This is a genomic window from Streptomyces sp. NPDC054813, from assembly GCF_053611365.1.
This window is the reverse complement of the sequence record NZ_JBSHAF010000007.1, coordinates 32,617-57,661: the sequence shown is the minus strand read 5'-3', so window position 1 is coordinate 57,661 and position 25,045 is coordinate 32,617. Positions and strand designations below refer to the sequence as shown.

Here is a 25,045-nt window from a genome sequence, read left to right as displayed (position 1 = left end):
TCTCCGTGTTCTTCCGGACCTCACGTCGGGGAGTCGCAGTCGTGATCGAACACCCAATCAGACACTGCTCGGTGGAGCTCCAAGCCCTGCCCTCGCGGATCGGCCAGGTCCGCAGAATCGTATCTGCACAGTTGCGCTACTGGCGCCTGGACCCGTTGATAGACCGGGCCGCGCTCGGTGTGACGGAGTTGCTGACCAACGTCCACCAGCACGCCCAGCCCGACAAGAACTGCACCGTGGAGATCGAGCTCCAGCTCGACCGGCTCACGGTGTCGGTCCGTGACCACGATCCGCGGCTCCCGGTGGTCGAGGACGGGGCGGACGTCGCATCGATGGCCACCTGCGGACGCGGCCTTGCGATGGTGGCCGCGGTCAGCGAGAGCTGGGGAGTGCGGCCGCACGACGACGGCAAGGTCGTGTGGTTCACCCTGCCCGCGCCGGCCGTCACGCCGATGACGGCCCGCCCGCAACCGCGCACGGCCGAACCGGCACCCCCCCGGCATGTCGTAGCGGCGGGGGCGGCGGCCACCGGGGCGCCCGCCGGGCACGCGCCCGTCGGCGCCTCCGCCACCGCACGGGTCGGCGCCAGTGCCTCCGCTGCCGCACACGTGGCCGACGGTGCCTCCGCCGTCGTACCCGCGACCGCCGGTGCCCCGGACACCGCACACGCTCCCGCCCGCTCGGCTGTCGCCAGTTGAGCGGGCGGTGAGTTTCCCTCCCGGGCGCTACTCCACGGCGATGGCCCGCAGCACGTCCAGGCGGGCCGCCCGCCGGGCCGGGCGCAGACCCGCCAGGGCGCCCGCCGCCAGGCCCACCAGCGCCACGACGAGCAGTCGGACGGGCGGGACGGCGAAGGCGAACGCCGTGTCGCTAGTGCCGTCCGAGGCCCTCACCAGGACCCAACCGAGGAAGGCGCCGAGGCCGAGTCCGCCGGCCGTGCCGAAGGCGGCGACCAGGACCGACTCCCAGCGGACCATGGCCCGCAGTTGGCGGCGGGTCTGGCCGACGGCCCGCAACAGGCCCAGTTCCCGGGTGCGTTCGTGGATCGCGAGGGTCAGGGTGTTGGCGATGCCGAGCAGGGCGATGAGGACGGCGAGTGCGAGCAACGCGTAGACCAGGGTGAGCATCATGTCGATGCCACCGGCCGAGGACTGCGCGTACTCGTCCCGGGACTGCACCTGCGGGTTGCCGTACCGTGCGGCCGCCTTCGTCACCGCCGCCCTGCCCGTGGCCGCGCTCACCCCGGGCCTGAGGGTGACGGCCACCAGGGTGTCGGAGTCCTGGATGCGGTGCGGGGCCCAGGCGGCACGGGTGATGACGTAGTCACCGGCGAGTTCGGACTGCCCGTAGACCGCGCGGACGGTGAAGTCCTGCTCCTTGCCGTCGGTGAAGGTGAGCCGGGCGGTGTCACCGGTGTGCAGGTGCTGCCGGTCGGCCTCCGTCCGGGTGACGGCGATGCCGTCGGCGCCCAGCCGGGTGAGTGAGCCCTGGACGGTGCCGAGGTCGAAGGTGCGGGCGAGGGCGGCGGGGTCGGTGACCGTCAGTGCCCGTCCCCTGCCGTCCACTTCGGCGACCCCGCGGCCGAGTCCGACGGCGGTGTCCACCTCCGGGAGCCGCTGGAGCACCGGGGCCAGACGGGGGCTGAGTCCGCTGCCGCCCGCGCCGAAGGACGGGTTGCTGACGGCGAGGTCGCCGGCGAAGGACCGGGAGACGGTCTGGTCCATGGTCGCCTTCAGAGACGCGCCGAACACGGTGAACAGCGAGACGACGGCCACACCGATCATCAGCGCGCTCGCGGTGGCGGCGGTCCGCTTGGGGCTGCGCAGCGCGTTGCGGCGGGCCAGGGCGCCGGTCACTCCGCGCAGCCGGCCGAGGGGGCCGCCGAGCAGCCGTACGGCCGTGGTGGCGGCGACCGGGCCGAGGATCACGAAGGAGACCAGGGCCAGCAGCGCGCCGAGTCCCGCGAGCCAGAGGGACGGAGAGACCAGGACGCCGGTGAGGGCGAGGGCGACGGCCAGGGCGCCCAGGCCGGCTCCGACGACCGCACGGAGGCCGGACGTGCCCGAGGAGTCGACGGCGGTCTCGCGCAGGGCTGCCAGCGGGGCGGTGCGTCCGGCGCGTACGGCGGGCAGCAGCGCGGAGCCCAGGCAGACGACGACACCGACCGCGAGCGGGAAGGCCATCGAGAGCGCCTTGATCACCAAGTCGCCGTCGGGGAAAGGGAATCCGATCGCCGGGAAGAGCGCCTGCAGCCCGGCGGCGATCCCGATGCCGCCCGCGAGCCCGGCGGCGGACGCCACGACGGCCACGGCGCTCGCCTCGGTCAGGGTCGCCGCGGTCACCTGGCGGCGGGAGGCGCCGAGGGCGCGCAACAGGGCGTTCTCCCGGGTGCGTTGGGCGACGACGATGGCGAAGGTGTTGTGGATGGAGAAGGTCGCGACCAGCAGGGCGATCCCGGAGAAGACGAGCAGGAAGGTCGTGAAGACGGTCAGGAACTGACTGGAGATCATGTCGGTGTTCTCCTGCGCCGACTCCTGGCCGGTGATCGCCTCGACTCCTCTGGGCAGGACGGGAGTCAGCCGGTCGACCAGCTCCTGCTGGCCGACCCCGGGTCCGGCCCGCACCAGGATGCCCGACGCCTCGCCGGGCTTGGCGGTGAGGTACTTCTCGGCGTCGGCCCGTGTCATGCCGGTGAAGGTCACCTGGGCCATGCCGTCCTCGCCGCCGAAGGTCGCGAGGCCGACGACCGTCACCTCGACCGGGTCGGGGGTGCGCAGCACGGTCGTGTCGCCGATCTTCAGGCCGCCCTTCTTCGCGGCACCTCGGTTGACCACGACCTCCCCGGACCGGGCGGGGGCGCGACCCTCGGCGATCCGGTAGGAGTTGAGTTTCGGGTCGGTGATCCAGTTGCCGGCGAGCGTGGGCGGGCCCTTGCCGCCGACGGGCTTGCCGTTGGCGCCGATCAGTTGGCCCGTGCCCTGGATGTTCGGCGCGGCGGCCGCGACGCCGGGCACCTGCTCGACGGTCCGCACCAGGGAGGTGGGCACCGGCTGTCGTACGCCCTGGGCCTCGCCCGGTGTGGTGATGGCGTCGGCGCCACGCACCACGGCGTCCGTGCCGCGGGTGGCCTCACCGAACATCGAGTCGAAGCTCGCGCGCAGTGTGTCGCCCATGACCAGGGTGCCGGCCAGGAAGGCGACCCCCAGGAACACGGCGAGGAAGGTGCCGGCGAACCGGCGCCGGTGGGCGCGCAAGGAGGACAGACTCAGCCGCACGGACGCGTTCATGACCGCACCTCGAAGGCCTTCATCCGGTCCAGGACCGTGTCGGCGGTCGGGGACGCCATGCGGTCGACCAGGCGCCCGTCGGCGAGGAAGACGACCTCGTCGGCGTGGGCGGCGGCCACCGGGTCATGGGTGACCATGACGACCGTGCGGCCCGTCCGCCGTACTGCGTCGCCGAGCAGGCCGAGGACCTCGGCGCCGGAGCGGGAGTCGAGGTTGCCGGTGGGCTCGTCGGCGAAGACGACCTCCGGGCGGCCGGCGAACGCCCGTGCCACGGCGACGCGTTGCTGCTGGCCGCCGGAGAGTTCGGAAGGGCGGTGGTGCAGCCGGTCGCGCAGCCCTACGACCTCGACGAGCGCGTCGATCCACTCCGGGTCGCCGCGCCCGCCCGCCAGGTCCAGCGGCAGGGTGATGTTCTCCGCGACGGTCAGCGTGGGCACCAGGTTGAACGCCTGGAAGACGAAGCCGATCCGGTCGCGGCGCAGCAGGGTCAGCCGCCGGTCGTCGAGCGAGCCCAGCTCGGTGTCGCCGATCCAGGCGGTGCCCGAGGTGAGGGTGTCGAGGCCGGCCGCGCAGTGCATCAGGGTGGACTTGCCGGACCCCGACGGGCCCATGATGGCGGTGAAGCGTCCTTCCGGGAACGCCACGTCCACGCCGTCCAGAGCGCGTACGGCGGTGTCGCCGGCGCCGTACGTCTTCACGGCGCCCACGACCCGGGCCGCGGCCCGCACCTTGGTGGTCGTGGTCATGCCGCGCCGCCCTTGCCGATGCGGCCGAACTGCTCCTCCAGGACGGACAGCCGCCGCCAGTACTCGTCCTCGTCGATCTCGCCGGAGGCGAAGCGGCGGCCGAGGACGGCGAGCGGCGAGTCGCCGGCCGGGCGTCCCGCGTCCGCCGGACGCCAGGGGCCGCCGCGCCCGCGCCACGCGGTGCGGCGCAGGACGGTGACGACGCCGATCACGACGGCCGCCCAGATCAGCGGGAAGAACAGGATCCACGGGCCGGGCCCGCCGTCCCAGTTCGCGAGGGTCTCCATCTCGGTTCAACTCCCTTGCCGGAAGGTCTCGGTGTGTTGCATCGAGACTGGCTCCGGGGAGGGGGCCGGGTCGTCGTGCGGCCGGCGGCAGTCGCCGTACCTCCCGGGGAGTACACGGCGGGGGCCGGGCTGCTCCCGCCAGGACTGGCATTCTGTAACTACTAGTATGTACAGTATCTGTATGAGCACGTCGGAGCGTCTGATCGAGTCCACCCGTGAGTTGCTCTGGGAGCGCGGCTACGTCGGCACCAGCCCCAAGGCCATCCTGGAGCGCGCCGGGGCCGGCCAGGGCAGCATGTACCACCACTTCAAGGGCAAGCCGGACTTGGCCCTGGCCGCGATCCGGCGGACCGCCGAGGAGTTGCTGGCCACCGCGGAGGGCGTACTCACCGGGCCGGGCACGCCGTACGAGCGGATCGAGGCCTATCTGCGGCGCGAGCGCGATGTGCTGCGCGGCTGCCCGGTCGGGCGGCTGACCATGGACCCGGACATCATCGCGAGCGACGAACTGCGGGCACCCGTGGACGAGACGCTCGACCGGATCCAGGAGCTGGTCGCCGGGATCGTCGAAGAGGGCAAGGAGCAGGGGCAGTTCGCGCCGCAGGTGGACGGCGAGGAGATCGCCGCGACGGTCCTCGCGACCGTGCAGGGGGGATACGTCCTCGCCCGTGCCTCCGGCTCGGCCGCCGCGTTCGACGCCGGCGTGCGCGGACTGCTGTCGCTGCTGAGGAGCTGACGTACGTGCGGACGTGTCCGCCGCCGACCACCCCACGGCCCGAGCGCTGAAGAGAGGCTTCCGCCATGCACGCCCTGCAGTACGAACTGACCCTGCCCGCCGATTACGACATGGGCATCGTCCGTGACCGGGTGGCCCGTGTCGGGCATCTGCTCGACGACTGGGACGGACTCGGCTTCAAGACCTACCTGTTGCGCGAGCGCGGTGTGCACGGCTCGCCGGTCAACCAGTACGCGCCCTTCTACCTCTGGAACACCGTCGAGGGCATGAACCGCTTCCTGTGGGGAGGCGCCTTCCAAGGGCTCGTGAACGACTTCGGGCGGCCCGAGGCGCGGCAGTGGTCGGGCCTGGCCTACGAGGAGGGCGGCGCGGCCGGTGCGCGTGCGGCCTTCGCGGTCCGGCGGCGGGAGCCGGTGGCGGCCGGGGCCGAGCTGTCCGGGCTGATGGCGGACGTGGTGCGGGAGACCCGGCAGGTCGCGGGCGAGGACGGCGCCGTGCTGGCGGCGGCCGCCGTGGACACGGCCCGCTGGGAGCTGGTCCACTTCTCACTCTGGGCGCACGACGCCCCGAAGGCCGACGGGGACGTGTTCCAGGTGCTGCACATGTCGGAGCCCGGCCGGGACCGGCTGCCGCGCGGGCGGCAGTGGTGAGCGCCGTCCGTACGGTCCTCGGCGACGTGCGGCCCGAGGACCTGGGCGTGTGCGACGCGCACGACCACCTCTTCCTCCGCAGTCCCGTGCTCCCGGGTCAGGAGCTGGACGACGCGACCGCCGCGCGGGCGGAGCTGTCGGCGTTCCGCGCGGCGGGCGGGGCGAGCGTCGTGCAGTGGACGCCGTACGGGATGGGCCGGCGGGCCGCCGACCTGCCCCCGCTGTCCCGTACCACCGGGGTGCATCTGGTCTGCGCGACGGGACTGCACCAAGCGGCGCATTACCCGCCGGAGTTGCTCGACGGGCTGGGCGGGCGGCTCGCCGGCGTCTTCGTCGCCGAGCTGACCGAGGGCATCGGCACATCCGGGGTACGGGCCGGTCTGATCAAGGTGGCGGGCGGCTTCCACGCCCTCGACGCGCACGCCCGCCGGACGATGACGGCGGCGGCCGAGGCCCACCACGCGACGGGCGCGCCGATCGCCGTGCACCTGGAGCTGGGCACCGGCGCGCTCGACGTACTGGACCTGCTGTGTGGGGAGTTGGACGTCCCCGGCGACCGGGTGATCCTCGGCCACCTCAACCGCTCCCCCGACCTCCTCGTCCAGCGGCAGGCCGCCGCCTCCGGCTGCTGGCTGGCCTTCGACGGGCCGTCCCGCGCCAACCACGCCACCGACTGGCGGATGCCGGAGGCCGTCCGGGCCCTGGCCGACGCCGGCTTCGGGGACCGGCTGCTGCTCGGCGGGGACACCGTGGTGGCGGGGGCGCGGTCGGTGGACGGCGGGCCCGGGATGCCGTACCTGCTGCGGCGGATCCGGCCGCGGCTGGAGGAGGAGCTGGGTGCGGAACAGATACGCCAGATCCTCATCGACAACCCGGCCCGGGCCTTCGCCGTCGACTGGCGCTAGCCGACCGAGATGTCGACCGACGGCCGGAGTTTCGCGGCGGCGGACAGGGCCTCGTGGGCCGGGTGGGTGTCGAAGGTGGCCAACAGGGTCTGGTCAGCGGGGAGTTCGGCGTTCGGGTAGGCGATCTGCTCGAAGGACGCCTGGAAGCGGGGGCCCCAGCGGCGGGTGCCGAGGCGGGCCGTGCGGGAGCAGTTGTCGACCATGTACGCCACGTCCCGGGCGTGCATGTAGGGCAGCAGCGAGTCGACCGCCTCGATGACGGACTCGTTGACGATCTCGGACCAGGGGTGGCCGCGCTCGGCGAACTCGTCGATCTGCGCCATCATCGTGGCGACGAACACACCGGCGGTGAACGGCTCCACGGACAGCTCCCGTTCGCCCCGCCGGGCACGGACCCGCTCCCCCGCCGCCCACATCGGCGAACCGCCGATCCGGCTCATCTCCCGCTTCCCGAGCCGCCGTTCGGCCAGGATGACACTACGCAGCTCGGTGCCGTCGGCCACCTCGTCGTAGATCTCGGCGACGAGTTCACGGGCCGGCCCGTACGTCGCCGTGTACGCGCGGTCGAAGACCTCGCGCCCGGCGGCGTCGAGGTCCTCGCGGACGGCCCGGAGCCCGGCCCGGGAGATCGTCCGGGCGATCGGCCCGGTCACGTTCTCGCAGGACCGCTCGTAGGCCGTCACCTCGTCGTCCCCGGCCAGCCGGTAGTGGCTGTACAGGCTCTCCACGATGCCGTGCACGGCACCGAGCAGAATGGCGCGTTCGCCGACGATGTCGGAGCGGTACTCGCTCGCCAGCGTGGTACGGAAGGTGTACGGCGCTCCCAGCGCGACCGACCAGCCGAGGGCGAGGTCGGTGGCCCGGCCGTCCGGGTCGGCGTGGACGGCGAAACTGCTGTTGATCCCGGCGCCGTTGATCTCGGCGCCCTGTTCGTAGAGGCGGCGCACGGAGTCGCCCATGCCCTTGGGGCAGACGGCGATCACGCCGTGCCCGGCGGGGAAGTCGCCGCCGGTCTCGCGCAGATGGCCGAGCAGGAAGCCGTGCGAGAGCCCGATCACCGCGCCGGGCTTGAGCACGGCGAAGATCTCCTCGTGGTGGGCGGCGAGCGCCGCGTCGGCGATCAGCAGCAGGAGCAGGTCGCTCTCGGCGGCGACGGCCAGCCAGTCGCCGAGGGTGCCGTTCTCCTCGGTGAAACCGTGCGCGCGGGCGTCGGCGGCCGAGGCGGAGCCGGGGCGCAGCCCCACCGCGACCGTGATGTCCGTACCGGCGAGGGAGTCACGCAGATTGCGCGCCTGGGCGCGGCCCTGGGGGCCCCAGCCGAGGACGCCGATCCTGCCGACCCCGGCGAACGCCTGGGGCAGCAACGGGAAGAGGTGCCGGCCGCCGCGCAGGATGGTCTCCGTGCCACCGGGCACGTCCATGGTTTCGAGTGCGAAGACACGGGAGGTGTAAGTGTTCGTCAGGGTCATGGTCGAGTTGTAGGGTCCCGGCGAGCATTGCGGCAAGCGCAACTTTCGCAGCGTACCGTTGCGGATCATGAAAGGACCTGGTCACAGGCGTGCGGGACGATCAGCGTGAGCTGCGGCTCTTCCTCCATCTGACGCAGTCGCTGAACTTCGGGCGGACCAGCCTGGACTGCCATGTCAGCCCGGCGACACTCACCAGGACCGTGCAGCGGCTGGAGGCCGACCTGGGCCACCGGTTGTTCGACCGGGGCCCGCGCGGGGTGTCCCTGACCGCCGAGGGCCACCGCTTCCGCGAATACGCCGTACAGGCAATGGAGTTGTGGCAGGCCTACCGCGACGAGCACCCCGATCCGGCCGAACTCATCGGCAGGCTGACGGTGTTCGCTACCGTGACTGCCTGCCAGGCCCTGCTGCCCGACCTGTTGGCGCCGTTCCGGGCCGCACATCCTCAAGTGCGGCTCGATCTGCGTACCGGGGACGCGGCGGCCGCGCTGGCCCGGCTCGACGAGGGCGAGGCCGACGTGGCCGTCGCCGGGATCCCGGCGCGGCTGCCGGAAGCGCTGGTCAGCCGGACGGTCACGGTCACCGACCTGGTTCTGGTCACCGCGCGCGACCGCCCGGATCAGGGCCTCGACGGCCCGTTCGTCCTGCCGCACCGCGGCCTGGTGCGCGAGGCGGCCGACCGCTGGTTCCGCGCGCGGGGCGGGCCCGCGCACATCGCCTGCGAACCGGAGGGCCACGAAGCCCTGTTGGCCCTGGTCGCCCTGGGCTGCGGCACGGGTGTGGTGCCGCGGCTGGTGCTGGACCACAGCGCGGTGCGGGACCGGCTGACGGTGGTCCCGGCCGCTCCGGCGCCGGAGCGGTTCCCGATCGGGTTGTGCGTACGGCGGTCCGATCTGCGGCAGCCCCTGGTGGCGGCGCTGTGGAGCCTCACGGCTCAGTGGTAGGCCGTCACCGCAAGGCCCCCAGCGGATCGTCCAGGACCGGCTGCCACGCCAACTCGGCGGCTCCGACCAGGCTGTTGTGGCTCAGCGTGCACGGCAGGATCGGTACGCCACCGCTCTGGCCCCACAGACTGCGGTCGGCGACGACGGCACGCAGCCGATCGGGGTCGGTGTCCAGCAGGGTGCGGTGCAGCCCGCCGAGGATGATGCGGTCCGGGTTCAGGATGTTGACCAGGCCGGCCAGGCCCAGGCCCAGGCGGTCGATCAGGGCCTCGGCGGCCCTGCGCACGGTCGGGTCGGTGTAGTGGTCGCGGACCAGGTCCTCGGCCTGCCGGAGCAGCGACACCTCGGGGCCGGGCTCGCGGCCCGCCTCGATGAGGAGCGCCAGCGGATCCGCCTCGACGTCCAGACAACCCCGGCTGCCGCAGTGGCAGGGCCGGCCCTCGGGGTTTACGGTGAGGTGGCCGACCTCCAGGGCCAGTCCCGAACTCCCCGTGTGCAGACGGCCGTCGAGGACCAGTGCGCCGCCGACGCCCCGGTGCCCGGTGGCCACGCACAGCAGATCGCGGGCGCCCCGGCCCGCGCCGTGCCGGTGCTCGGCGAGCGCGGCGAGGTTCACGTCGTTGCCCGCGAAGGCCGGGCCGGTGATCCCGGCCGCGCGCACGCACTCCGCGAAGATCCGGCGCACCGGCGCGCCCACCGGCCAGGCCAGGTGGAGGGGGTTGAGGGCGAGGCCCTCCGGTTCGGCGACGGCGGACGGCACGGCGAGACCGGCGCCGACGCAGCGCAGGCCGGTGCTGCGGAGCAGGTCGGCGCCCGCTTCCACGACCGAGCCGAGCACCTTCGCCGGGTCGGCGTCGACGGCCTCGCAGCCGGGGGCGGTGGCGACGATCCGGCCGCCCAGGGCGACCAGCGCGGCACGGAAACCGTCGGCGTGGACCTGCGCGGCGAGCGCGACGGGGCCGTGCTCGGCGACCTCCAGGCGGTGCGAGGGGCGGCCCTGCGAGCCGGCCGCGGCGCCCGGGTGCGCGTCGACCCTGATCAGGCCGAGCGCCTCCAATTCGGCGGCGACGGCCCCTGCCGTGGCCCGGGTGACGCCGAGTTCGGCCGTGAGTACGGCGCGGGTGGGGGCGCGGCCGGTGTGCACGAGTTCCAGTGCGGGGCCGAGTGCGCCGCGTCCTCGGTCCAACCGGGGTTTCGAGGTTCCGTTCCCCGTCGGGCCGGGGGCCGCCTTGCCGCTCATGAGAGGGAGTCTGCCATGATCCTTAGTCTTGGACGGTGCCGGTGCGTTGTGGCTGGTCGCGCCCACGCGGCGGAGCCGCATGTCGATTCAGCCCCGCGCCCCTTCGGGGGCGCTTCAGCCGGCGCACGTCACAGTCCACTGACCCTCAGCGTGACGTTCAGACGGCCGGTCAGGCCCAGCTCCGCCGGTCCCGTGCCCGGGTACACCTTCGGCACTCCGTGATAGGCGAGCCGTGACTCGCCCCCGAACACGAACAGGTCGCCCGAGCGGAGTTCCACGTCCGTGTACGGCTTCGTCCTGGTCCCGGTGTTCCCGAAGCGGAACACGCAGGTGTCCCCCAGGCTCAGTGACACCACCGGTGCGTCCGACCGCTCGTCGGCGTCCCGGTGCATGCCCATCCTCGCGTCGGCATCGTAGAAATTGATCAGCGCGATGTCGTACGACAATCCGCCCACCGCCTGCGGGCCCAGCGCGTCGGTCACCGCGCGGCGGCCCAGTTCGTCGAGCCAGGCCGGGAACGGCTTCACGGGGCTGTGGTCGCCGTCGACGACGCTGCGGGCGTAGGCGTACGGGTACCAGTGCCAGCCCAGGCAGACCTGGCGGGCGGTCATGGTGCCGCCCTGCGGCGTGCGGACCGTGCGCAGTCCGGCGGGCGGCCGGGCCCACTCCCGGCAGACGGCCAGCAGCTCGCGCTGGACCGGCGCGCTCAGCCAGTCGGGGACGTGTACGGCGCCCGGCGCGACCTGGGCGCACACCCTCGGGAACAGTTCGTCCTCCATGCCCCCATCCTGCCCGACCGGGTCTGAGCTGCGGCTCCGCTAGCCTGGACGCACGATGAGCGACCGTATGACGACTGCGTGGGGCGAGTACGAGCTGTCCCGCTTCCCCCAGGATCCGAGCGACCGGCTGCGTGCCTGGGACGCCTCCGACGCGTATCTGCTGAGGCATCTGGCCGAGGAGCGGACCGGGCTGTCCGGCACGGTCGTGGTCCTCGGCGACCGCTGGGGCGCGCTGGTCACGGCGCTGGCCGAGCACCGGCCGACGCAGATCACCGACTCGTACCTGAGCCAGGAGGCGACCCGGGCGAACCTGGCGCGCGCGGGTGTCGAGCCGGGTACGGTGCGGTTGCTCACCACCCAGGACCCGCCGCCGGAGCGGGTGGACGTGCTGCTGGTGCGGGTGCCGAAGAGCCTGGCGCTGCTGGAGGACCAGCTGCTCAGGCTGGCGCCCGCCGTGCACGCGGGCACGGTGGTGATCGGCACCGGGATGGTGAAGGAGATCCATACGTCGACGCTGCGGCTGTTCGAGCGGATCCTCGGCCCGACCCGTACCTCGCTGGCCGAGCAGAAGGCCCGGCTGATCCACTGCGCCCCGGACCCGTCGCTTCGGCGGCCGGTGAACCCGTGGCCGTACAGCTACGAGCTCCCGGACGGTATCGGCGCGGTCTCCGGGCGTACGGTCGTCAATCACGCGGGGGTCTTCTGCGCCGACCGGCTCGACATCGGTACCCGGTTCTTCCTCCGTCATCTGCCCGGGGGCGGTCGCCGGATCGTGGACCTGGGGTGCGGCAACGGGGTGGTCGGTACGGCGGTGGCGCTGGCCGATCCGACGGCCGAGGTGCTGTTCGTCGACGAGTCGTTCCAGGCGGTGGCCTCGGCGGAGGCCACCTACAAGGCCAACGGGGTGCCCGGCCATGCCGAGTTCCGGGTCGGGGACGGGCTGGCCGGGGTCGCGGCCGGGAGCGTGGACACGGTGCTGAACAACCCGCCGTTCCACTCCCACCAGGCGACCACCGACGCGGCGGCGTGGCGGATGTTCACCGGGGCGAAGCGGGCGCTGCGACCGGGCGGCGAGCTGTGGGTGGTCGGCAACCGGCACCTGGGCTACCACGTGAAACTGCGCAAGCTGTTCGGCAACAGCCAACTGGTCGCCAGTGACCCGAAGTTCGTCGTGCTGAAGGCGGTCAAGCGGGGGTAGTCCCCAGGACACCGATGATCCTTGTGACCTCCCGGGCCATCGCGTCCCTGCCCACGCTGAGGTACTTACGGGAGTCGACCGCCTCGGGATGGTCCGCGAGGAAGCCGCGGATCGCGGCGGTCATCGCCATGTTGAGCGCCGTGCCGACGTTGACCTTGGCGATACCGCCGGCGACCGCGGCGACCAGGCCGTCGTCCGGGACTCCGGAGGAGCCGTGCAGGACGAGCGGGACGGGCACGGCGGCGGACAGGCGTGCGAGGAGGTCGTGGTCGAGGGCCGCGGTGCGGGTGGTCATGGCGTGCGCGCTGCCGATCGCCACGGCCAGCGCGTCGACCCCGGTGCCGGCGACGAAGGCCCGCGCCTCCGTGGGATCGGTGCGGGCGCCCGGCGCGTGCGCGTCCACCGGCGGGCCGTCCTTGCCGCCGACCTCGCCCAACTCGGCCTCGATCCACAGACCTTGGGCGTGGGCCCAGTCGACGGCCGTCACGGTCGCGGCGAGGTTCTCGGCATACGGCAGTCTGGAGGCGTCGTACATCACCGAGCTGAAGCCGGCCGCGGGCGCCTGCCAGAGCAGTTCGTCGCTCTGGACGTGGTCGAGGTGCAACGCGACGGGTACTCCGGCCCGTTCGGCGGCCGCGACGGCGGCGCGGGCGAGCGGGAGCAGCCGTCCATAGCGGAACTTGACGGCGTTCTCGCTGACTTGGAGGACCACGGGCGAGCCGGCCGCCTCGGCGCCGGTGACGACGGCCTCCACGTGCTCCAGGGTGATGACGTTGAACGCGGCGAGGGCGGAGCGGGCCTCGGCGGCCCGGGTCAGCAGCTCACCGGTGGCTGCCAGCGGCACGGTCACGCCTCCCCGGACGGGGCGAGGATCACCGAGCGGGTGAGGTGCCGAGGCTGGTCGGGGTCGAGGCCCCGGACGGCGGCGGCGGCGACCGCGAGGCGCTGGGCGCGGACGAGTTCGGCGAGCGGGTCGAGGGCGCCCTCGATCCACAGTCCCCCGGTGGCGCGGACCTGTTCGGCGAGTCCGGCGGGCGCCGGGCCGAGCATCCAGGTGGCCGTGGAGCGGGTGGTGATGCTGATCGGGCCGTGCCGGTACTCCATCGCCGGGTAGGCCTCGGTCCAGGCCAGCGCGGCCTCGCGCATCTTCAGCCCGGCCTCACCGGCCAGTCCGACGGTCCAGCCGCGCCCCAGGAAGGTGAACTGCGTGCACTCGACCAGGCCAGGCGGCAGAGGAGTTGAGAGCGCGGTGCGGGCGTCGGCGACCACCGCGTCGGTGTGCAGGCCGAGATGGGCGCGGAGAAGGGTGAGGGCGGTGGTCGCGAACCGGGTCTGGACGACGGAGCGTTCGTCCGCGAAGTCCAGGACGACGAGGTCGCCGGCGGCCCGCTGCACCGGGGTGTCGGGGTCGGCTGTGATCGCCGACGTGCGCACGCGCCCCTTCAACTGCCCCAGCAGGTCGAGCACTTCGGTGGTGGTGCCGGACCGGGTCAGGGCGAGCACCCGGTCGTAGGAGCGTCCGTGCGGGAACTCCGAGGCGGGGAACGCGTCCGTCTCGCCCTGCCCGGAGGACTCCCGCAGTACCGCCGCCGCCTGGGCCATGAAGTACGAGGTGCCGCATCCGACGATCGCGACCCGCTCCCCCGCCGCCGGCAGCGCCCCCGCGTGCAGCCCGGCCTCTTTGGCGGCCCGTATCCAGCACTCGGGCTGGCTGTACAGCTCGTCCTCGACATGTGTCATGCCGCACCCTCCCCGGATTTGATTGTTCTTGCAAGATAGAGGCAACTTTCGAGCACAATCAAGCATTCTGACGAGGACGGGGTGGGTTAGGGTCGCGGGGAGGTCGAGGAACGGAGGCGGCGGATGTCGCGCGACGCCCGCTGGAAGGCGCTGCTCGAGCTGCTCGTCGAGCGCGGCCGTCTGGAGGTCGAGGAGGCGGCGGCCGAGCTGGCGGTGTCGGCGGCGACGATCCGCCGGGACCTCGACCAGCTCGCCGAGCAGCAGATGCTGGTGCGGACCCGGGGCGGGGCGGTGGTGCACGGGGTGTCGTACGAGCTGCCGTTGCGCTACAAGACCGCCAGGCGGGCCTCGGAGAAGCAGCGGATCGCCAGGGCGGTGGCGGAACTGGTCGCGCCGGGCGAGGCGGTGGGGCTGACCGGCGGTACGACCACCACGGAGGTGGCCCGCGCCCTCGCCGTGCGCGGCGACCTCGCCACCGGCACGCCGGCGCTGACGGTCGTCACCAACGCGCTCAACATCGCCAACGAGCTGGCCGTGCGGCCCCAGTTCAAGATCGTGGTGACGGGCGGGGTGGCGCGCCCGCAGTCGTACGAGCTCATCGGGCCGCTCGCGGACGGCGTGCTGGGTCAGATCACCCTCGACGTGGCGGTGCTCGGGGTGGTCGCCTTCGACGTCATCCACGGGGCCGCGGCCCATGACGAGGCGGAGGCCGCGATCAACCGGCAGCTGTGCGAGCGTGCCGCCCGTGTGATCGTCGCCGCCGACTCCAGCAAGCTGGGCGGGCGGGCGTTCGCCCGGATCTGCGCGGCGGAGCTGGTGGACACGCTGGTGACGGACACGGCGGCGGCGCCGGAGACGGTAAGTCGGTTCGAGGAGGCGGGGATCCGGGTCATGGCCGTGTGACCCGGCCGTGGAACCCGTCGGACACCGTTGCGTCCGCGCCAGGTCGGACACCGCCGGCATCGGCGCCGAGTCAGATACCGCTGATGTCCGCGCTGACGAACCCCGCGCCCCGCTGGTCGTTGCAGCCGAACACGGGCCGGTCGGCCGGGTCGGGCCAACTCTGGTGGGCCTGGAGGGCGACGCTCACCAGGGTCAGCAGCAGATCGACGTCGCTCGCGGCGTCGAGTCGTATGGTCACCCACTGCGAGCCCGGGACGATGCGGATCGCCCCCGTGCTCTTGAGGTCCTTGGCGAAGTGCCGGATGGCATGGGTGGTGAGACGCAGGTCCACATCGCGCTCCGAGTGGAAGTGCGCGATCTCGCCCTGCGACGAACTCACGGCCTGACCCAGACCACAGCTGGGTACCGCCTGGGTCAGGTCGGGCCAGGTCGCCAGTTGCGCCAGAGCGCGCGAGGCCAACGTCATGGGGCCATCATGGACCGCTCACTCTCCGGTAACCAACCAGCGAGCATTTATTAACCGTGCTGTTGCCGGACTCCGTCCGAACACAGATGCCCGAGGTGAGTGGATATCCGCAGGATTTCAGTGGTTCGAGGGACAGAAGGCACCTCTCGGACGTCCGGGACTCGCGTGGCGAACGTCACGTTTCACGCACGTCTGGCACCGGTGGCCGCGAACGCGTCGGCGGCCGCGAGGTCGAAGTCCCCGTGGTCGCTGCCGAGGCCTTGGGCGACCAGTGCCGCCACGGCGTTGCCGAGCACCGCGGACTCCTGTGGGCCGCGGCCCAGCCCCATGCCGTAGACGAATCCGGCGGAGAATGCGTCGCCGCAGCCCGTGGTGTCCACGACGTCGACCTCGAAGGCGGGGACGACCTCGGTGCCCGCGGCGGTGACCAGCAGGGCACCGTCACCGCCGCGGGTGACCGCGACGAGTCCGGCCCCGGCGCCGACCAGCTTCTTCGCGCCGGCCACCAGGTCGCCCTCGCCGGAGAAGCCCAGCACCTGGTCGTCGTTGGGGAGGAGGTGGTCGACGTACGGCAGTGCCGCCGCGATCTGCTCGAAGCTGCCGAGCACACCGGGCGCGAGCAGGTCCACGGAGGTCGTCACACCGTGCTCCCTGGCGAAACGCAGGATGCGGGTGGCGGCCTCGACGCCGATCAACTCCGGTCCGCCGAGATGGAGATGGCCGGCCTCGGCGAGGGCGTCCCAGGGCACGTCGTCGACGCCGTAGGTGATGTTGGCGCCGAGCAGATGGAGGGAGGGCCGACCGCCGTCGGGGCGGATGGGCAGCACGCTGGCCGAAGTGGCGGTGTCGGTACGGCGGACGAGGAACCCGGTGTCGATTCCGGCCCTGGCCAGCAGCTGTACGAGCAGGTCGCCGGTCGCGTCGGTGCCGACGGCCCCGGCGCTCTGCACGGTGGCGCCGAGCTTGGCCAGGGTGAGCGCGGTGCCGCCGGCGGTCCCGGCGGCCGTCATCCTGATGTCCTCGACCAGCGTGGCGCCCTGCCCCTCGGGTATCGCCTCCACCGGCCGCACCAGCACGTCCAGCACGTGCACGCCCATCGTGACGACCCTCATGGCCTGCCCTCCCGCAGCGATCGGGTGGTGCCGTAGTTCCGTGCGATCGCGGCCTCGATCACCGCGAGTTGCTGCTGCTCGTCGAGGACGCGGGGCGTTCCGATCGCCGCCGCACGCTGATAGACGTCGCAGGCCCATTCGAGCAACAGGGCATTCTCGACGGCCTTGTCGAGGGTCGGGCCGACGGTGACCGCCCCGTGGCCGGCCACCAGCGCGGCGCTGCGGCCGTCGAGCGCGGTGAGTACCGACTCGGCGAGTTCCGGGGTGCCGAAGGTGGCGTAGGGCGCGACCCGCACGGTGCCGCCGAGGGCGAGCAACTGGTAGTGGATGCAGGGCAGTTCGTCGAGCACGCAGGACAGGGCGGTGGCCACCGGCGCGTGGGTGTGGACGACCGCACCGGCGCCGTAACGCCGGTACACCCCCAGATGCAGGTCGAGTTCGGAGGTCGGCTGCAGGAACCCGGCGACGACCTTTCCGTCGAGGTCGACCACCGTCACCTGGTCGGCGGTGAGTCGGGCGAGCACCGCCCCGGTCGCGGTGACCGCGACCAGATCGCCCGCCCGCACGCTGACGTTTCCCGTCGTACCGAAGAGCAGGCCAGCCGCCCCCAGACGACTGCAGGCGTCCGCCACCGCCACCCGCTCCTGGATCAGCGCGGAGCTTGAGACCGTCATGGCCGTGACGGTAACGTAAACCTGAAACAAAGTCACGTTCAGATCCAGGAGCCGTGAGTGAGCGAGCCGACCGCCGGGGAGACCGGGGGCGCCCTGCGCAGAACTCCCCAACAGGCCCGCAGTAAAGCCCGGTTGGCGCGAGTGCTGGAGGCCGCGGAGCGCGTTCTGGTCGCCGAGGGCGTGCCCGCGCTGACCACGACCCGGGTGGCGGCGGAGGCCAAGGTGTCGGTCGGCTCGCTGTACCAGTACCTGCCCGACCGGGACGCGATCATCGACGCGCTGGCGGCGACGTACTTCACCCGGCTCGAAGGGGCGATGGACGATCTCGTCCGCGCCGCGGGCACCGAGCACTGGGACGACCCGGTGGGTGTGCTCATCGACGGCTTCGCCGCGCTCTACCGTGCCGAACACGGCTTCCGGGCCCTGTGGTTCGGCCGCGGACTGACCGACCGGGCCCGCGAGGCGGACCGCGAGCACAAGCGCCGCATGGCCGACGGGGTGCGGGAGATACTGCTCGCGCTCGGAGTCGTCACCGACACCGAGACGCTCGGCCTGGCCTGCCACGCCGCCGTCCTCGCCGCCGACGCCCTCGCCCAGGAGGCCTTCCGCCGTGACCCCGAGGGCGACACGGCCCTCCTCGACGAGGCGAAGATCATACTCCGCGGCTACCTGGCGGCGATCAGGGAGCACCACGGGGAGGCTTGAACGGGTACGCCCGACGGGAACCCAGCGTCCGACACAACGACCGACACTCCCCTTGCGACACCCCGGCACACCCTCCTAGGCTGATTTTGTGCCGCTAATAAACAAAACCCGTTCGCACACCGCCGTGCCGGGTAGTACCGCCGCCCTCACCCGCCTGCGTATCGCCATCACCGCACTGTTCGCCATGGACGGCTTCGTCTTCGCCGGCTGGGTGGTCCGGATCCCCGACATCAAGCACCAGACCCATGCCTCGGTCGGCGCGCTGGGGCTCGCGCTGCTCGGCGTCTCGGCCGGCGCCGTGATCACCATGACCCTCACGGGCCGGCTCTGCCGCCGGTACGGCAGCCATCCGGTGACGCTGGTCTGCGCGACCCTGCTCTCGCTGAGCGTCTCGCTGCCCCCGCTCACCCACTCGGTGGCGGCACTCGGCGCCGTACTGCTCGTGTTCGGCGCGGCATACGGCGGACTGAACGTGGCTTTCAACAGCGCCGCGGTCGACCTGGTAGCCGCCCTGGGCCGCCCGATCATGCCGAGTTTCCACGCGGCGTTCAGCCTGGGCGGCATGATCGGGGCGGGGCTCGGCGGCCTGGTCGCCGGCTCCCTCTCCCCCACCCGCCACCTGCTCGTCCTCACCGTGATCGGCCTGATCATCACGGCCGTGACCGCCCCGACGCTGCTGCGGTACGACACCCCGGTCCCCCACGCCGAGCAGCACACCGACGCCGCCCCGCGCCGCCTGGACGCCCGCACCCGCCGCCTGGTGATCGTCTTCGGCCTGATCGCCCTGTGCACCGCCTACGGCGAGGGGGCGATGGCCGACTGGGGCGCGCTCCATCTCCGGCAGGATCTGGATGCGTCGCCGGGTCTCGCGGCGGCCGGTTACACGTGTTTCGCGCTGGCCATGACGATCGGCCGCGCGAGCGGAACGCGGCTGCTGGAGCGGCTCGGGCGGTCCAGGACCGTGGTCTTCGGCGGCGGCACGGCGGCGGCCGGCATGCTCCTCGGTTCCCTCGCGCCCTGGATCTGGGCGACGCTGCTCGGCTTCGCGATCACCGGACTGGGCCTGGCCAACCTGTTCCCGGTGGCGGTGGAGCGGGCGGGTGCGCTGGCCGGCCCGTCGGGCGTCGCCACGGCGTCCACGCTCGGCTACGGCGGCATGCTGCTGGGCCCGCCGGCGATCGGTTTCCTCGCCGACTGGACATCGCTGCCGACGGCGCTGACCAGCGTGGCGGTGCTGGCGGGGGCGGCCACGCTGATAGGCGCGACGAGCAAGTGACGGGCCGGGGGCGCGGGACCGCAGTGGTGAGGCGCCCGCCGCACCGCAGTGGTGAGGCGCCCGCCACTCAGTCCAGCAAGCCCGGCTCCCGTACCGACTCCAGCAGGCCGGACAGTCGCGCCGTGTCGGCGGCCGTCCAGCCCGGTGGCTGCGTGATCTCGGCCCAGGCGCTCGTCGGCATGGTGCCGTACCGGTGACCGTATCCGTCCGGCACGCTGTCCGCGCCGGCCAGATCGCAGGCCACCTGCCAGAACGTGAGCAGCGGGTACCAGCGCATCGCCGGTGAGACGTCCCGGGCGCGCGGGCGGTCCAGCCAGTCCGGTTGGTGGAAGGCGAGGGCGGGTGACCACCAGACGACGGGGTCGGAGCCGTTCTGGAGGTAGACCGCGCGGGGCTCTCCCCAGGGCGCGGGCGGGATGCCGTAGTCCGTCGGCACCTGCGCGAAGCGCACATGCGCGCCGTCGTCGACCACCGGCCGCCACTCGGGGCTGCCCGGCTGCCGCTGCGCGGTGACCTTCTTCCACAGGGGGTTGTCGTAGGTCGGCCCGACGAACAGCGCCCCGCCGGTCTCCGAGGTGAGCGTGGACAGGGAGCCGTCGAGGGCGGACTCCATGGAGAAGGAGCCGAGGCTCTCGCCGTAGACGAGGAGCCGGGGGCGGGAGTCCGCCGGGAGGGTCCGCCACTTGTCGTAGACGGCGTCGTAGAGGGCACGCCCGGTGTCGGCGGCCTCGTCCTCGGTGAGCGCGGAGACCCAGCTGGGCAGGTAGGAGTACTGCATGGCGACCTCGGCGGTGTCGCCGCCCCACATGTACTCCAGGGGTTTGCTGCCCTGGTCGTTGATCCAGCCGGTGCCGGTGGTGCCCATCACCGCGAGGATCTTCCGGGAGAAGCCGCCGGTGCGTTCGAGTTCGCGTACGGCGAGGGCGGCGCGTTCGTCGAGGGTGTCGGCGGTGCGCAGGCCGACGTAGACGCGTACCGGGTCCTTGGCCGGGCGGCCGGTGAAGGCGGTGATGTCGGCGCGGGTGGTGGCCGTACCGACGAAGTCGCGGCCCCTGGCACCGAGGGTGTCCCAGTGGGCGGCGGACCGGAGGGTGCCGGAGAGGGTGGGCAGTTCGGGCTGGTGGACGCCCTCGGCGGTGCCCTGGTCGGCGAGGGACGCGGCGCTCTCGATCGCGTCCAGCGCCCCGCGCAGCAGGAAGCCCTGGACGATGCCGACGATCACGAACGCGACGAGGGCGACCCCGGTGGCGTACGCGACCGGGTGCGGGATGTGCACGCCGAGCGGGCGGGCGACCAGGCGGGTGCCGAGCCGTACCGTACGACCGATCAGGAGCAGCACCGTGCCGACGAGCGCGGCGACGACCGGGACCAGCGCCCACTGCCACCAGACCACCTGCGGGGGCAGGGTCACCGCGCGCCGGACCTGCCCCTCCCAGCGGACGCTCCAGGCGGTGACGGCGACGACCGCGGCGGCCCCGAGGACCCCGAGGGCCGCCCAGACGATCTTGCGGACCCGCGGACGGATGCGGAAGCCCGCCCAGCGGAGCAGAAACCGGGCGAGCATCTCCAGTACGGCGCCGACGGCGTAGCCGACGACCGCCGAGACGCCGGCGACGAGTCCCTGGAGCCACCAGGCGCGCGGAAGCAGCGAAGGAGTGAGGGACAGGCAGTAGCACAGGACCGCCACGGCGATTCCGCACCAGCACGGCCGCCGCCGGACCACCCGGTCGGGGCCCGCGTGCCGGCGCACCCGCTCCGTCAACCGACGGGTCCAGCCCCTCGTACGATTCACAGCCTTGCCCGCAACACCCACTTGGCCACCTCGGGACCACGATCGGCCACCGCACCCGCCGCCGCATCCGGAAGGTCACCGAGTCCGCCCTCGTGGGCGACAAAAGGTGCAGAGCAGTACGGGATATCTCATCGTGGTGGGCATGGCCCAGGCCCGGACGACCGAGAGTCCCCGCTCCTCGCCACCTGCGGCCAAGCTGACGCTGCCCACGCTGACCGCGATGGTGGTCGGTTCGATGGTCGGCGCCGGCGTGTTCTCGCTGCCGCGCCGGTTCGCCGAGGAGACCGGTGTGGCGGGCGCGCTGATCGCCTGGGTGATCGCGGGCGCCGGCATGCTGATGCTCGCCCTGGTCTTCCAGACGCTGGCGCGTCGAGGTCATCACCATCGTCGGCGCCGAACTGGGCCGGGGACGCGGCGGCGGGCACTGCATGACCTGCCCGCTGCTGCGCGACCCGGTCGAGTTCTGACGCCCCCCGGCCCGGACCCGGAGATGCCGCTCCCCCGGCTACCCACCCGGGCCGCTCTGGCAGCGGTGGTGGTCGTGCTGGTGGCGGCCAATCTGCTGGACAACCGCTGGGCCCGGTCCTGGATCCTGCTGACCGCGGTCGCCGCCTCGGCGGTCCTGGTGGCGCTGCTGTTCTGGGCCGGGGGCGGCTGGGCGGAGCTGGGACTGGGCCGGGACACGCTTGCGGACGGGGTGCGTTGGGCGGTCGCCCTGATCGGGATCGTCGCGGCGGTCTATCTGTGCGGGGCCCTGGTCCCGGTCACCCGCGGGCTGTTCGCCGACCAGCGGACCAATGCGCTGGGCGGGGCGCAGATCGCCTTCAAGGCGCTGGTGGCGGTGCCGGTGGGAACCGTACTGCTGGAGGAGATCGCCTTCCGCGGGGTGCTGTTCGCGCTGCTGCGCCGGTTGCGCGCGGCGACGACGGCCGCCGTCCTGTCCTCCGTGCTGTTCGGTCTCTGGCACATCCTGCCCTCGCTGAACCTCAACAAGGACAAGCCGACGCTGGGTTCGGTCTTCGGGCCGTCGGTCGCCGGGGCGGTCCTGGTGGACATCGGGGCGGTGCTGTTCACTGCCGTGGCGGGCTGTCTGCTGTGCTGGCTTCGCGACCGCAGCGGCTCCCTGCTGGCACCGATGGCCCTGCACTGGGCGGTCAACGCGCTGGGCTACGCGGTGGGATTCCTGCTGCGCTAGGGCTTGCCACGCCGACACGGTACGCACAGCCGGAGCCTGCCGCACGGGTGCTCGGGCGCCGGGGCCTGCCGCACCGGCGCGTGGCCGCCGGAGCCTGCCGCACGGGTGCTTGGTTGTATCGGGCAGACTCGCGGCATGGAGACTGCCGAGTATCTTCAGATCCTGGACCGGGAGGGCCGGTCACTGGCCGCGGCCGCCGTGGTGGCGGGCCTCGACGCCGTGGTTCCGACCTGCCCGGACTGGCAGGTGCGCGACCTGCTGCGACACACGGGCACCATCCATCGGTGGGCCGCCGGGATCGTCGCCGACGCCCACCCCGGACCCCGGCCCATCCCCGACCCGCCCGACCTCGACGGCACCGAGTTGACCACCTGGTTCCGGGACGGCCACCGTATCCTCGTCGACACCCTGGCCGGTGCGCCGCCGAACGTGACGTGCTGGACCTTCCACCCGGCCCCCGTCCCCTCACCACTCACCTTCTGGCTGCGCCGCCAGGCCCATGAGACGACCGTGCACCGGTACGACGCCGAGGCCGCCCGGGGCGGGCCGGTCTCCCCGATCGCCACGGACTTCGCGGTCGACGGTATCGACGAACTGCTGCGCGGCTTCCACGCCCGCTCCCGCAGCCGGGTCCGCTCCGAGTACCCTCGGGTGCTCCAGGTGCGCGCCGCGGACCGGGACGCGGCCTGGACCGTAAGGCTGTCCGCGGAGCCGCCCGTCACGGAACTCGGCGCGGTCCCGGGCGCGACGGCCGAACTCTCCGGCCCCGCCGACGAGTTGTACCTGGCACTGTGGAACCGGGTACCGGTGCCGAAGATGATCGGCGACCCGGAACTGGCCGACCTGTGGCGGACCAGGTCCGGGATCTGACCGGCGGCTCTAGCCGGCCAGCATCCGGGTGAGTACCGCGCGCTGCACCGGCAGCACCTCGCCGTGCAGCGCGCGCCCCTTGCCGGTGAGCGCCACCCGCACGCCCCGCCGGTCCTCCGGGCACATGGCCCGCTCGACCAGGCCGTCCTTCTCGAGTCGGGCCACCAGCCGGGACAGCGCACTCTGGCTCAGGTGCACCCGCTCGGCGATCTCCTGGACGCGGTAGCTGCAGCCGCCGTCCTCCGCCGGACCGTCGGAGAGCAGGTCGAGGACCTCGAAGTCACTGGCGCACAGGCCGTGGCCGTGCAGGGCGCGGTCGAGTTCGCACTGGGTGCGCGCGTGCAGGGTCAGGATGTCCCGCCACTGCTCCACGAGTGCCTGCTCGGGCTTCTTCGCCGCCATCCTCGCACCGTAGCAGAGAAACGGGATTGTTGCATCGTAATTAAATGCGCTTGCATTCGATGCATGTGCATGTAGTGTCTGTGGGCATGACCTCTCCGCTCACCGCCCCTGTCTCCGAGGGACGCTGGACTCCCCGCCTCTGGGGCACCCTGCTGGTGCTCTGCGCCGCGATGTTCCTGGACGCCCTGGACGTGTCGATGGTCGGCGTCGCGCTGCCCTCGATCGGCTCCGACCTGCAGCTGTCGACCTCCACGCTGCAATGGATCGTCAGCGGCTACATCCTGGGCTACGGCGGCCTGCTGCTGCTCGGCGGCCGAACCGCCGACCTGCTGGGCCGCCGCCAGGTGTTCCTGGTGGCCCTCGGTGTCTTCGCCCTCGCCTCGCTGCTCGGCGGCCTGGTCGACTCGGGCCCGCTGCTCATCGCCAGCCGCTTCATCAAGGGCCTCAGCGCGGCCTTCACCGCTCCGGCCGGCCTCTCGATCATCACGACCACGTTCCCGGAGGGCCCGCTGCGCAACCGGGCCCTCGCCATCTACACCACCTGCGCCGCCACCGGCTTCTCCATGGGCCTGGTGCTGTCCGGTCTGCTCACCGAGGCCAGCTGGCGCCTCACCATGCTGCTGCCCGCCCCCATCGCCCTGATCGCGCTCGTCGCCGGCCTCAAGCTGCTGCCGCGCAGCGCCCGCGAACGCGACCACAACGGCTACGACATCCCCGGCGCGGTCCTCGGCACCGCCTCCATGCTGCTCCTGGTGTTCACCGTGGTGGAGGCCCCGCAGGTGGGCTGGGCATCGGCCCGCACCCTGCTGTCCTTCCTCGCGGTCGCCGTCCTGCTGACCGTCTTCGTCCGGGTCGAACGCCGCTCCCCCGGCCCGCTCATCCGGCTCGGCGTGCTGCGCTCCGGCAACCAGATCCGCGCCCAGCTCGGCGCGGTCGCCTTCTTCGGCTCCTACGTCGGTTTCCAGTTCCTGACCACCCTGTACATGCAGTCCCTGCTCGGCTGGTCGGCGCTGCACACCGCCCTGGCCTTCCTGCCCGCGGGCGCCCTCGTGGCGGTGTCCTCCACCAAGGTCGGTGCGATCGTGGACCGCTTCGGCACCCCGCGGCTGATCGCGGCGGGCTTCGCGTTCATGGTCCTCGGCTACGCCCTGTTCCTGCGCATCGACCTGGACCCGGTGTACGCGGCGGTGATCCTGCCCTCGATGCTGCTGATCGGCGCCGCCTGCGCGCTGGTCTTCCCCTCGCTCAACATCCAGGCCACCAACGGGGTCGACGACCACGAGCAGGGCATGGTCTCCGGGCTCCTCAACACCTCGGTGCAGGTGGGCGGCGCGATCTTCCTGGCGGTCGTGACCGCCGTGGTCACAGCGGGCGCCCCGGCGCATGCGACCCCGCAGGCGATGCTCGACAGCTACCGCCCCGGCTTCATGGTGGTCGCGGGCGTGGCCCTCGCCGGCCTCCTGATCACGCTCACCGGGCTGCGCGCCCAGCGGCCGCAGCAGAGCGTGGTGATCGCCAAGTCCACCTCCCTGGAGGCGGAGCGCGTGTCCGTGCGCGACTGACGCGCGACGCGCGGCTCTAGGGGGACGCCTCCGAACGTGGGGGGCCCGCGGGGCGGGGGGGGGCCGCCGGCGCCGCGGCGCTTAATATCAGCGGTGTAGTGGTCCGT

24 protein-coding genes and 3 pseudogenes are annotated in these 25,045 nt (G+C 72.7%); 14 read left to right on the top strand and 13 right to left on the bottom strand.

Annotated features, from left to right (window positions below):
* Positions 1-41: 41 nt before the first annotated feature.
* Positions 42-575: pseudogene (locus ACWGJB_RS15765) on the top strand (ATP-binding protein); the annotation flags it as partial.
* A 150-nt stretch (positions 576-725) separates the two neighbouring features.
* Here the strand turns inward: ACWGJB_RS15765 and ACWGJB_RS15760 are convergent.
* Genes ACWGJB_RS15760 through ACWGJB_RS15750 form a run of 3 tightly spaced genes read right to left on the bottom strand, consistent with a single transcriptional unit; the run spans position 726 to position 4,320 of the window.
* A complete protein-coding gene (locus ACWGJB_RS15760; protein ID WP_453380727.1) occupies positions 726-3,287 on the bottom strand; it encodes an ABC transporter permease in 2,562 nt (853 codons plus the stop codon).
* Positions 3,284-4,033, bottom strand: coding sequence for an ABC transporter ATP-binding protein (locus ACWGJB_RS15755; protein WP_453380726.1), 750 nt, complete (start codon positions 4,031-4,033; stop codon positions 3,284-3,286). Before ACWGJB_RS15755 ends, ACWGJB_RS15760 begins: the two co-directional genes overlap by 4 nt.
* Positions 4,030-4,320, bottom strand: coding sequence for an SHOCT domain-containing protein (locus ACWGJB_RS15750; protein ID WP_362576199.1), 291 nt, complete (start codon positions 4,318-4,320; stop codon positions 4,030-4,032). The genes ACWGJB_RS15755 and ACWGJB_RS15750 overlap by 4 nt, the downstream gene beginning before the upstream one ends.
* A 166-nt stretch (positions 4,321-4,486) precedes the next feature.
* On the opposite strand from ACWGJB_RS15750, the gene ACWGJB_RS15745 reads away from it, so the two are divergent.
* The 3 genes from ACWGJB_RS15745 to ACWGJB_RS15735 all read left to right on the top strand — a co-directional run bounded on the left by ACWGJB_RS15745 (position 4,487) and on the right by ACWGJB_RS15735 (position 6,611).
* Entirely contained in the window at positions 4,487-5,056 is a 570-nt protein-coding gene (locus tag ACWGJB_RS15745; protein ID WP_453380725.1) for a TetR/AcrR family transcriptional regulator, read from the top strand.
* 65 nt (positions 5,057-5,121) lie between these two features.
* Entirely contained in the window at positions 5,122-5,706 is a 585-nt protein-coding gene (locus tag ACWGJB_RS15740) for a DUF4865 family protein (protein ID WP_453380724.1), read from the top strand.
* Positions 5,703-6,611 (top strand): phosphotriesterase family protein, encoded by a 909-nt coding sequence (locus tag ACWGJB_RS15735; protein ID WP_453380723.1) that lies wholly within the window; start codon positions 5,703-5,705, stop codon positions 6,609-6,611. The genes ACWGJB_RS15740 and ACWGJB_RS15735 overlap by 4 nt, the downstream gene beginning before the upstream one ends.
* Here the strand turns inward: ACWGJB_RS15735 and ACWGJB_RS15730 are convergent.
* A complete protein-coding gene (locus ACWGJB_RS15730) occupies positions 6,608-8,080 on the bottom strand; it encodes a ketol-acid reductoisomerase (protein ID WP_453380722.1) in 1,473 nt (490 codons plus the stop codon). The two genes, ACWGJB_RS15735 and ACWGJB_RS15730, sit on opposite strands and share 4 nt — an antisense overlap.
* A gap of 89 nt (positions 8,081-8,169) precedes the next feature.
* Between ACWGJB_RS15730 and ilvY the strand changes: the two genes are divergently transcribed.
* Positions 8,170-9,024: an HTH-type transcriptional activator IlvY gene (ilvY, locus tag ACWGJB_RS15725; protein ID WP_453380721.1), complete on the top strand. Its 855-nt coding sequence runs from the start codon at positions 8,170-8,172 to the stop codon at positions 9,022-9,024.
* A 4-nt stretch (positions 9,025-9,028) separates the two neighbouring features.
* Here ilvY and ACWGJB_RS15720 read toward each other — a convergent pair whose 3' ends face one another.
* Both ACWGJB_RS15720 and ACWGJB_RS15715 read right to left on the bottom strand, forming a co-directional pair.
* Positions 9,029-10,264, bottom strand: a complete 1,236-nt coding sequence (locus tag ACWGJB_RS15720; RefSeq protein ID WP_453380720.1) for an ROK family protein — start codon at positions 10,262-10,264, stop codon at positions 9,029-9,031.
* Between the two features lie 128 nt (positions 10,265-10,392).
* Positions 10,393-11,043, bottom strand: coding sequence for an alpha-ketoglutarate-dependent dioxygenase AlkB family protein (locus ACWGJB_RS15715; RefSeq protein WP_453380719.1), 651 nt, complete (start codon positions 11,041-11,043; stop codon positions 10,393-10,395).
* Positions 11,044-11,110: 67 nt separating this feature from the next.
* Between ACWGJB_RS15715 and ACWGJB_RS15710 the strand changes: the two genes are divergently transcribed.
* Complete coding sequence (locus ACWGJB_RS15710; RefSeq protein ID WP_453380718.1) at positions 11,111-12,241, top strand: methyltransferase; 1,131 nt, start codon at positions 11,111-11,113, stop codon at positions 12,239-12,241.
* Here the strand turns inward: ACWGJB_RS15710 and ACWGJB_RS15705 are convergent.
* Both ACWGJB_RS15705 and ACWGJB_RS15700 read right to left on the bottom strand, forming a co-directional pair.
* Positions 12,228-13,085, bottom strand: a complete 858-nt coding sequence (locus tag ACWGJB_RS15705) for a class II fructose-bisphosphate aldolase (RefSeq protein ID WP_453381002.1) — start codon at positions 13,083-13,085, stop codon at positions 12,228-12,230. The two genes, ACWGJB_RS15710 and ACWGJB_RS15705, sit on opposite strands and share 14 nt — an antisense overlap.
* Positions 13,086-13,087: 2 nt before the next feature.
* Positions 13,088-13,981, bottom strand: coding sequence for an SIS domain-containing protein (locus tag ACWGJB_RS15700; protein WP_453380717.1), 894 nt, complete (start codon positions 13,979-13,981; stop codon positions 13,088-13,090).
* A gap of 123 nt (positions 13,982-14,104) precedes the next feature.
* On the opposite strand from ACWGJB_RS15700, the gene ACWGJB_RS15695 reads away from it, so the two are divergent.
* A complete protein-coding gene (locus tag ACWGJB_RS15695) occupies positions 14,105-14,884 on the top strand; it encodes a DeoR/GlpR family DNA-binding transcription regulator (RefSeq protein ID WP_453380716.1) in 780 nt (259 codons plus the stop codon).
* A gap of 70 nt (positions 14,885-14,954) precedes the next feature.
* Here the strand turns inward: ACWGJB_RS15695 and ACWGJB_RS15690 are convergent, their stop codons facing one another.
* The 3 genes from ACWGJB_RS15690 to ACWGJB_RS15680 form a co-directional block, all read right to left on the bottom strand.
* Positions 14,955-15,350, bottom strand: coding sequence for a luciferase domain-containing protein (locus tag ACWGJB_RS15690; protein ID WP_453380715.1), 396 nt, complete (start codon positions 15,348-15,350; stop codon positions 14,955-14,957).
* A 182-nt stretch (positions 15,351-15,532) separates the two neighbouring features.
* On the bottom strand, positions 15,533-16,462 hold the full coding sequence (locus ACWGJB_RS15685) for a carbohydrate kinase family protein (protein WP_453380714.1): 930 nt from the start codon (positions 16,460-16,462) through the stop codon (positions 15,533-15,535).
* Positions 16,459-17,136, bottom strand: a complete 678-nt coding sequence (locus ACWGJB_RS15680; RefSeq protein WP_453380713.1) for a class II aldolase/adducin family protein — start codon at positions 17,134-17,136, stop codon at positions 16,459-16,461. Before ACWGJB_RS15680 ends, ACWGJB_RS15685 begins: the two co-directional genes overlap by 4 nt.
* 57 nt (positions 17,137-17,193) lie before the next feature.
* On the opposite strand from ACWGJB_RS15680, the gene ACWGJB_RS15675 reads away from it, so the two are divergent.
* Together ACWGJB_RS15675 and ACWGJB_RS15670 are read left to right on the top strand one after the other, a co-directional pair.
* The gene (locus tag ACWGJB_RS15675) at positions 17,194-17,841 is read left to right on the top strand and encodes a TetR/AcrR family transcriptional regulator (RefSeq protein ID WP_453380712.1); all 648 of its coding nucleotides are present in this window, start codon (positions 17,194-17,196) and stop codon (positions 17,839-17,841) included.
* A gap of 124 nt (positions 17,842-17,965) precedes the next feature.
* Positions 17,966-19,117 (top strand): MFS transporter, encoded by a 1,152-nt coding sequence (locus ACWGJB_RS15670; RefSeq protein WP_453380711.1) that lies wholly within the window; start codon positions 17,966-17,968, stop codon positions 19,115-19,117.
* Positions 19,118-19,184: 67 nt separating this feature from the next.
* Here the strand turns inward: ACWGJB_RS15670 and ACWGJB_RS15665 are convergent, their stop codons facing one another.
* On the bottom strand, positions 19,185-20,867 hold the full coding sequence (locus ACWGJB_RS15665) for an alpha/beta hydrolase (protein ID WP_453380710.1): 1,683 nt from the start codon (positions 20,865-20,867) through the stop codon (positions 19,185-19,187).
* A 184-nt stretch (positions 20,868-21,051) separates the two neighbouring features.
* Between ACWGJB_RS15665 and ACWGJB_RS15660 the strand changes: the two are divergent.
* The 4 genes and pseudogenes from ACWGJB_RS15660 to ACWGJB_RS15645 form a co-directional block, all read left to right on the top strand.
* Positions 21,052-21,282: pseudogene (locus ACWGJB_RS15660) on the top strand (amino acid permease); the annotation flags it as partial.
* A pseudogene (locus tag ACWGJB_RS15655) lies at positions 21,266-21,376 on the top strand (arginine deiminase family protein); the annotation flags it as partial. The pseudogenes ACWGJB_RS15660 and ACWGJB_RS15655, both read left to right, overlap by 17 nt.
* Positions 21,377-21,399: 23 nt before the next feature.
* On the top strand, positions 21,400-22,104 hold the full coding sequence (locus ACWGJB_RS15650) for a CPBP family intramembrane glutamic endopeptidase (RefSeq protein ID WP_453381001.1): 705 nt from the start codon (positions 21,400-21,402) through the stop codon (positions 22,102-22,104).
* Positions 22,105-22,239: 135 nt separating this feature from the next.
* Positions 22,240-22,974, top strand: coding sequence for a maleylpyruvate isomerase family mycothiol-dependent enzyme (locus ACWGJB_RS15645; protein WP_453380709.1), 735 nt, complete (start codon positions 22,240-22,242; stop codon positions 22,972-22,974).
* Positions 22,975-22,983: 9 nt separating this feature from the next.
* On the opposite strand, the gene ACWGJB_RS15640 is transcribed toward ACWGJB_RS15645, so the two are convergent.
* The gene (locus ACWGJB_RS15640) at positions 22,984-23,376 is read right to left on the bottom strand and encodes a MarR family winged helix-turn-helix transcriptional regulator (protein ID WP_453380708.1); all 393 of its coding nucleotides are present in this window, start codon (positions 23,374-23,376) and stop codon (positions 22,984-22,986) included.
* Between the two features lie 86 nt (positions 23,377-23,462).
* On the opposite strand from ACWGJB_RS15640, the gene ACWGJB_RS15635 reads away from it, so the two are divergent.
* A complete protein-coding gene (locus tag ACWGJB_RS15635; protein ID WP_453380707.1) occupies positions 23,463-24,938 on the top strand; it encodes an MFS transporter in 1,476 nt (491 codons plus the stop codon).
* Positions 24,939-25,045 lie beyond the last annotated feature (107 nt).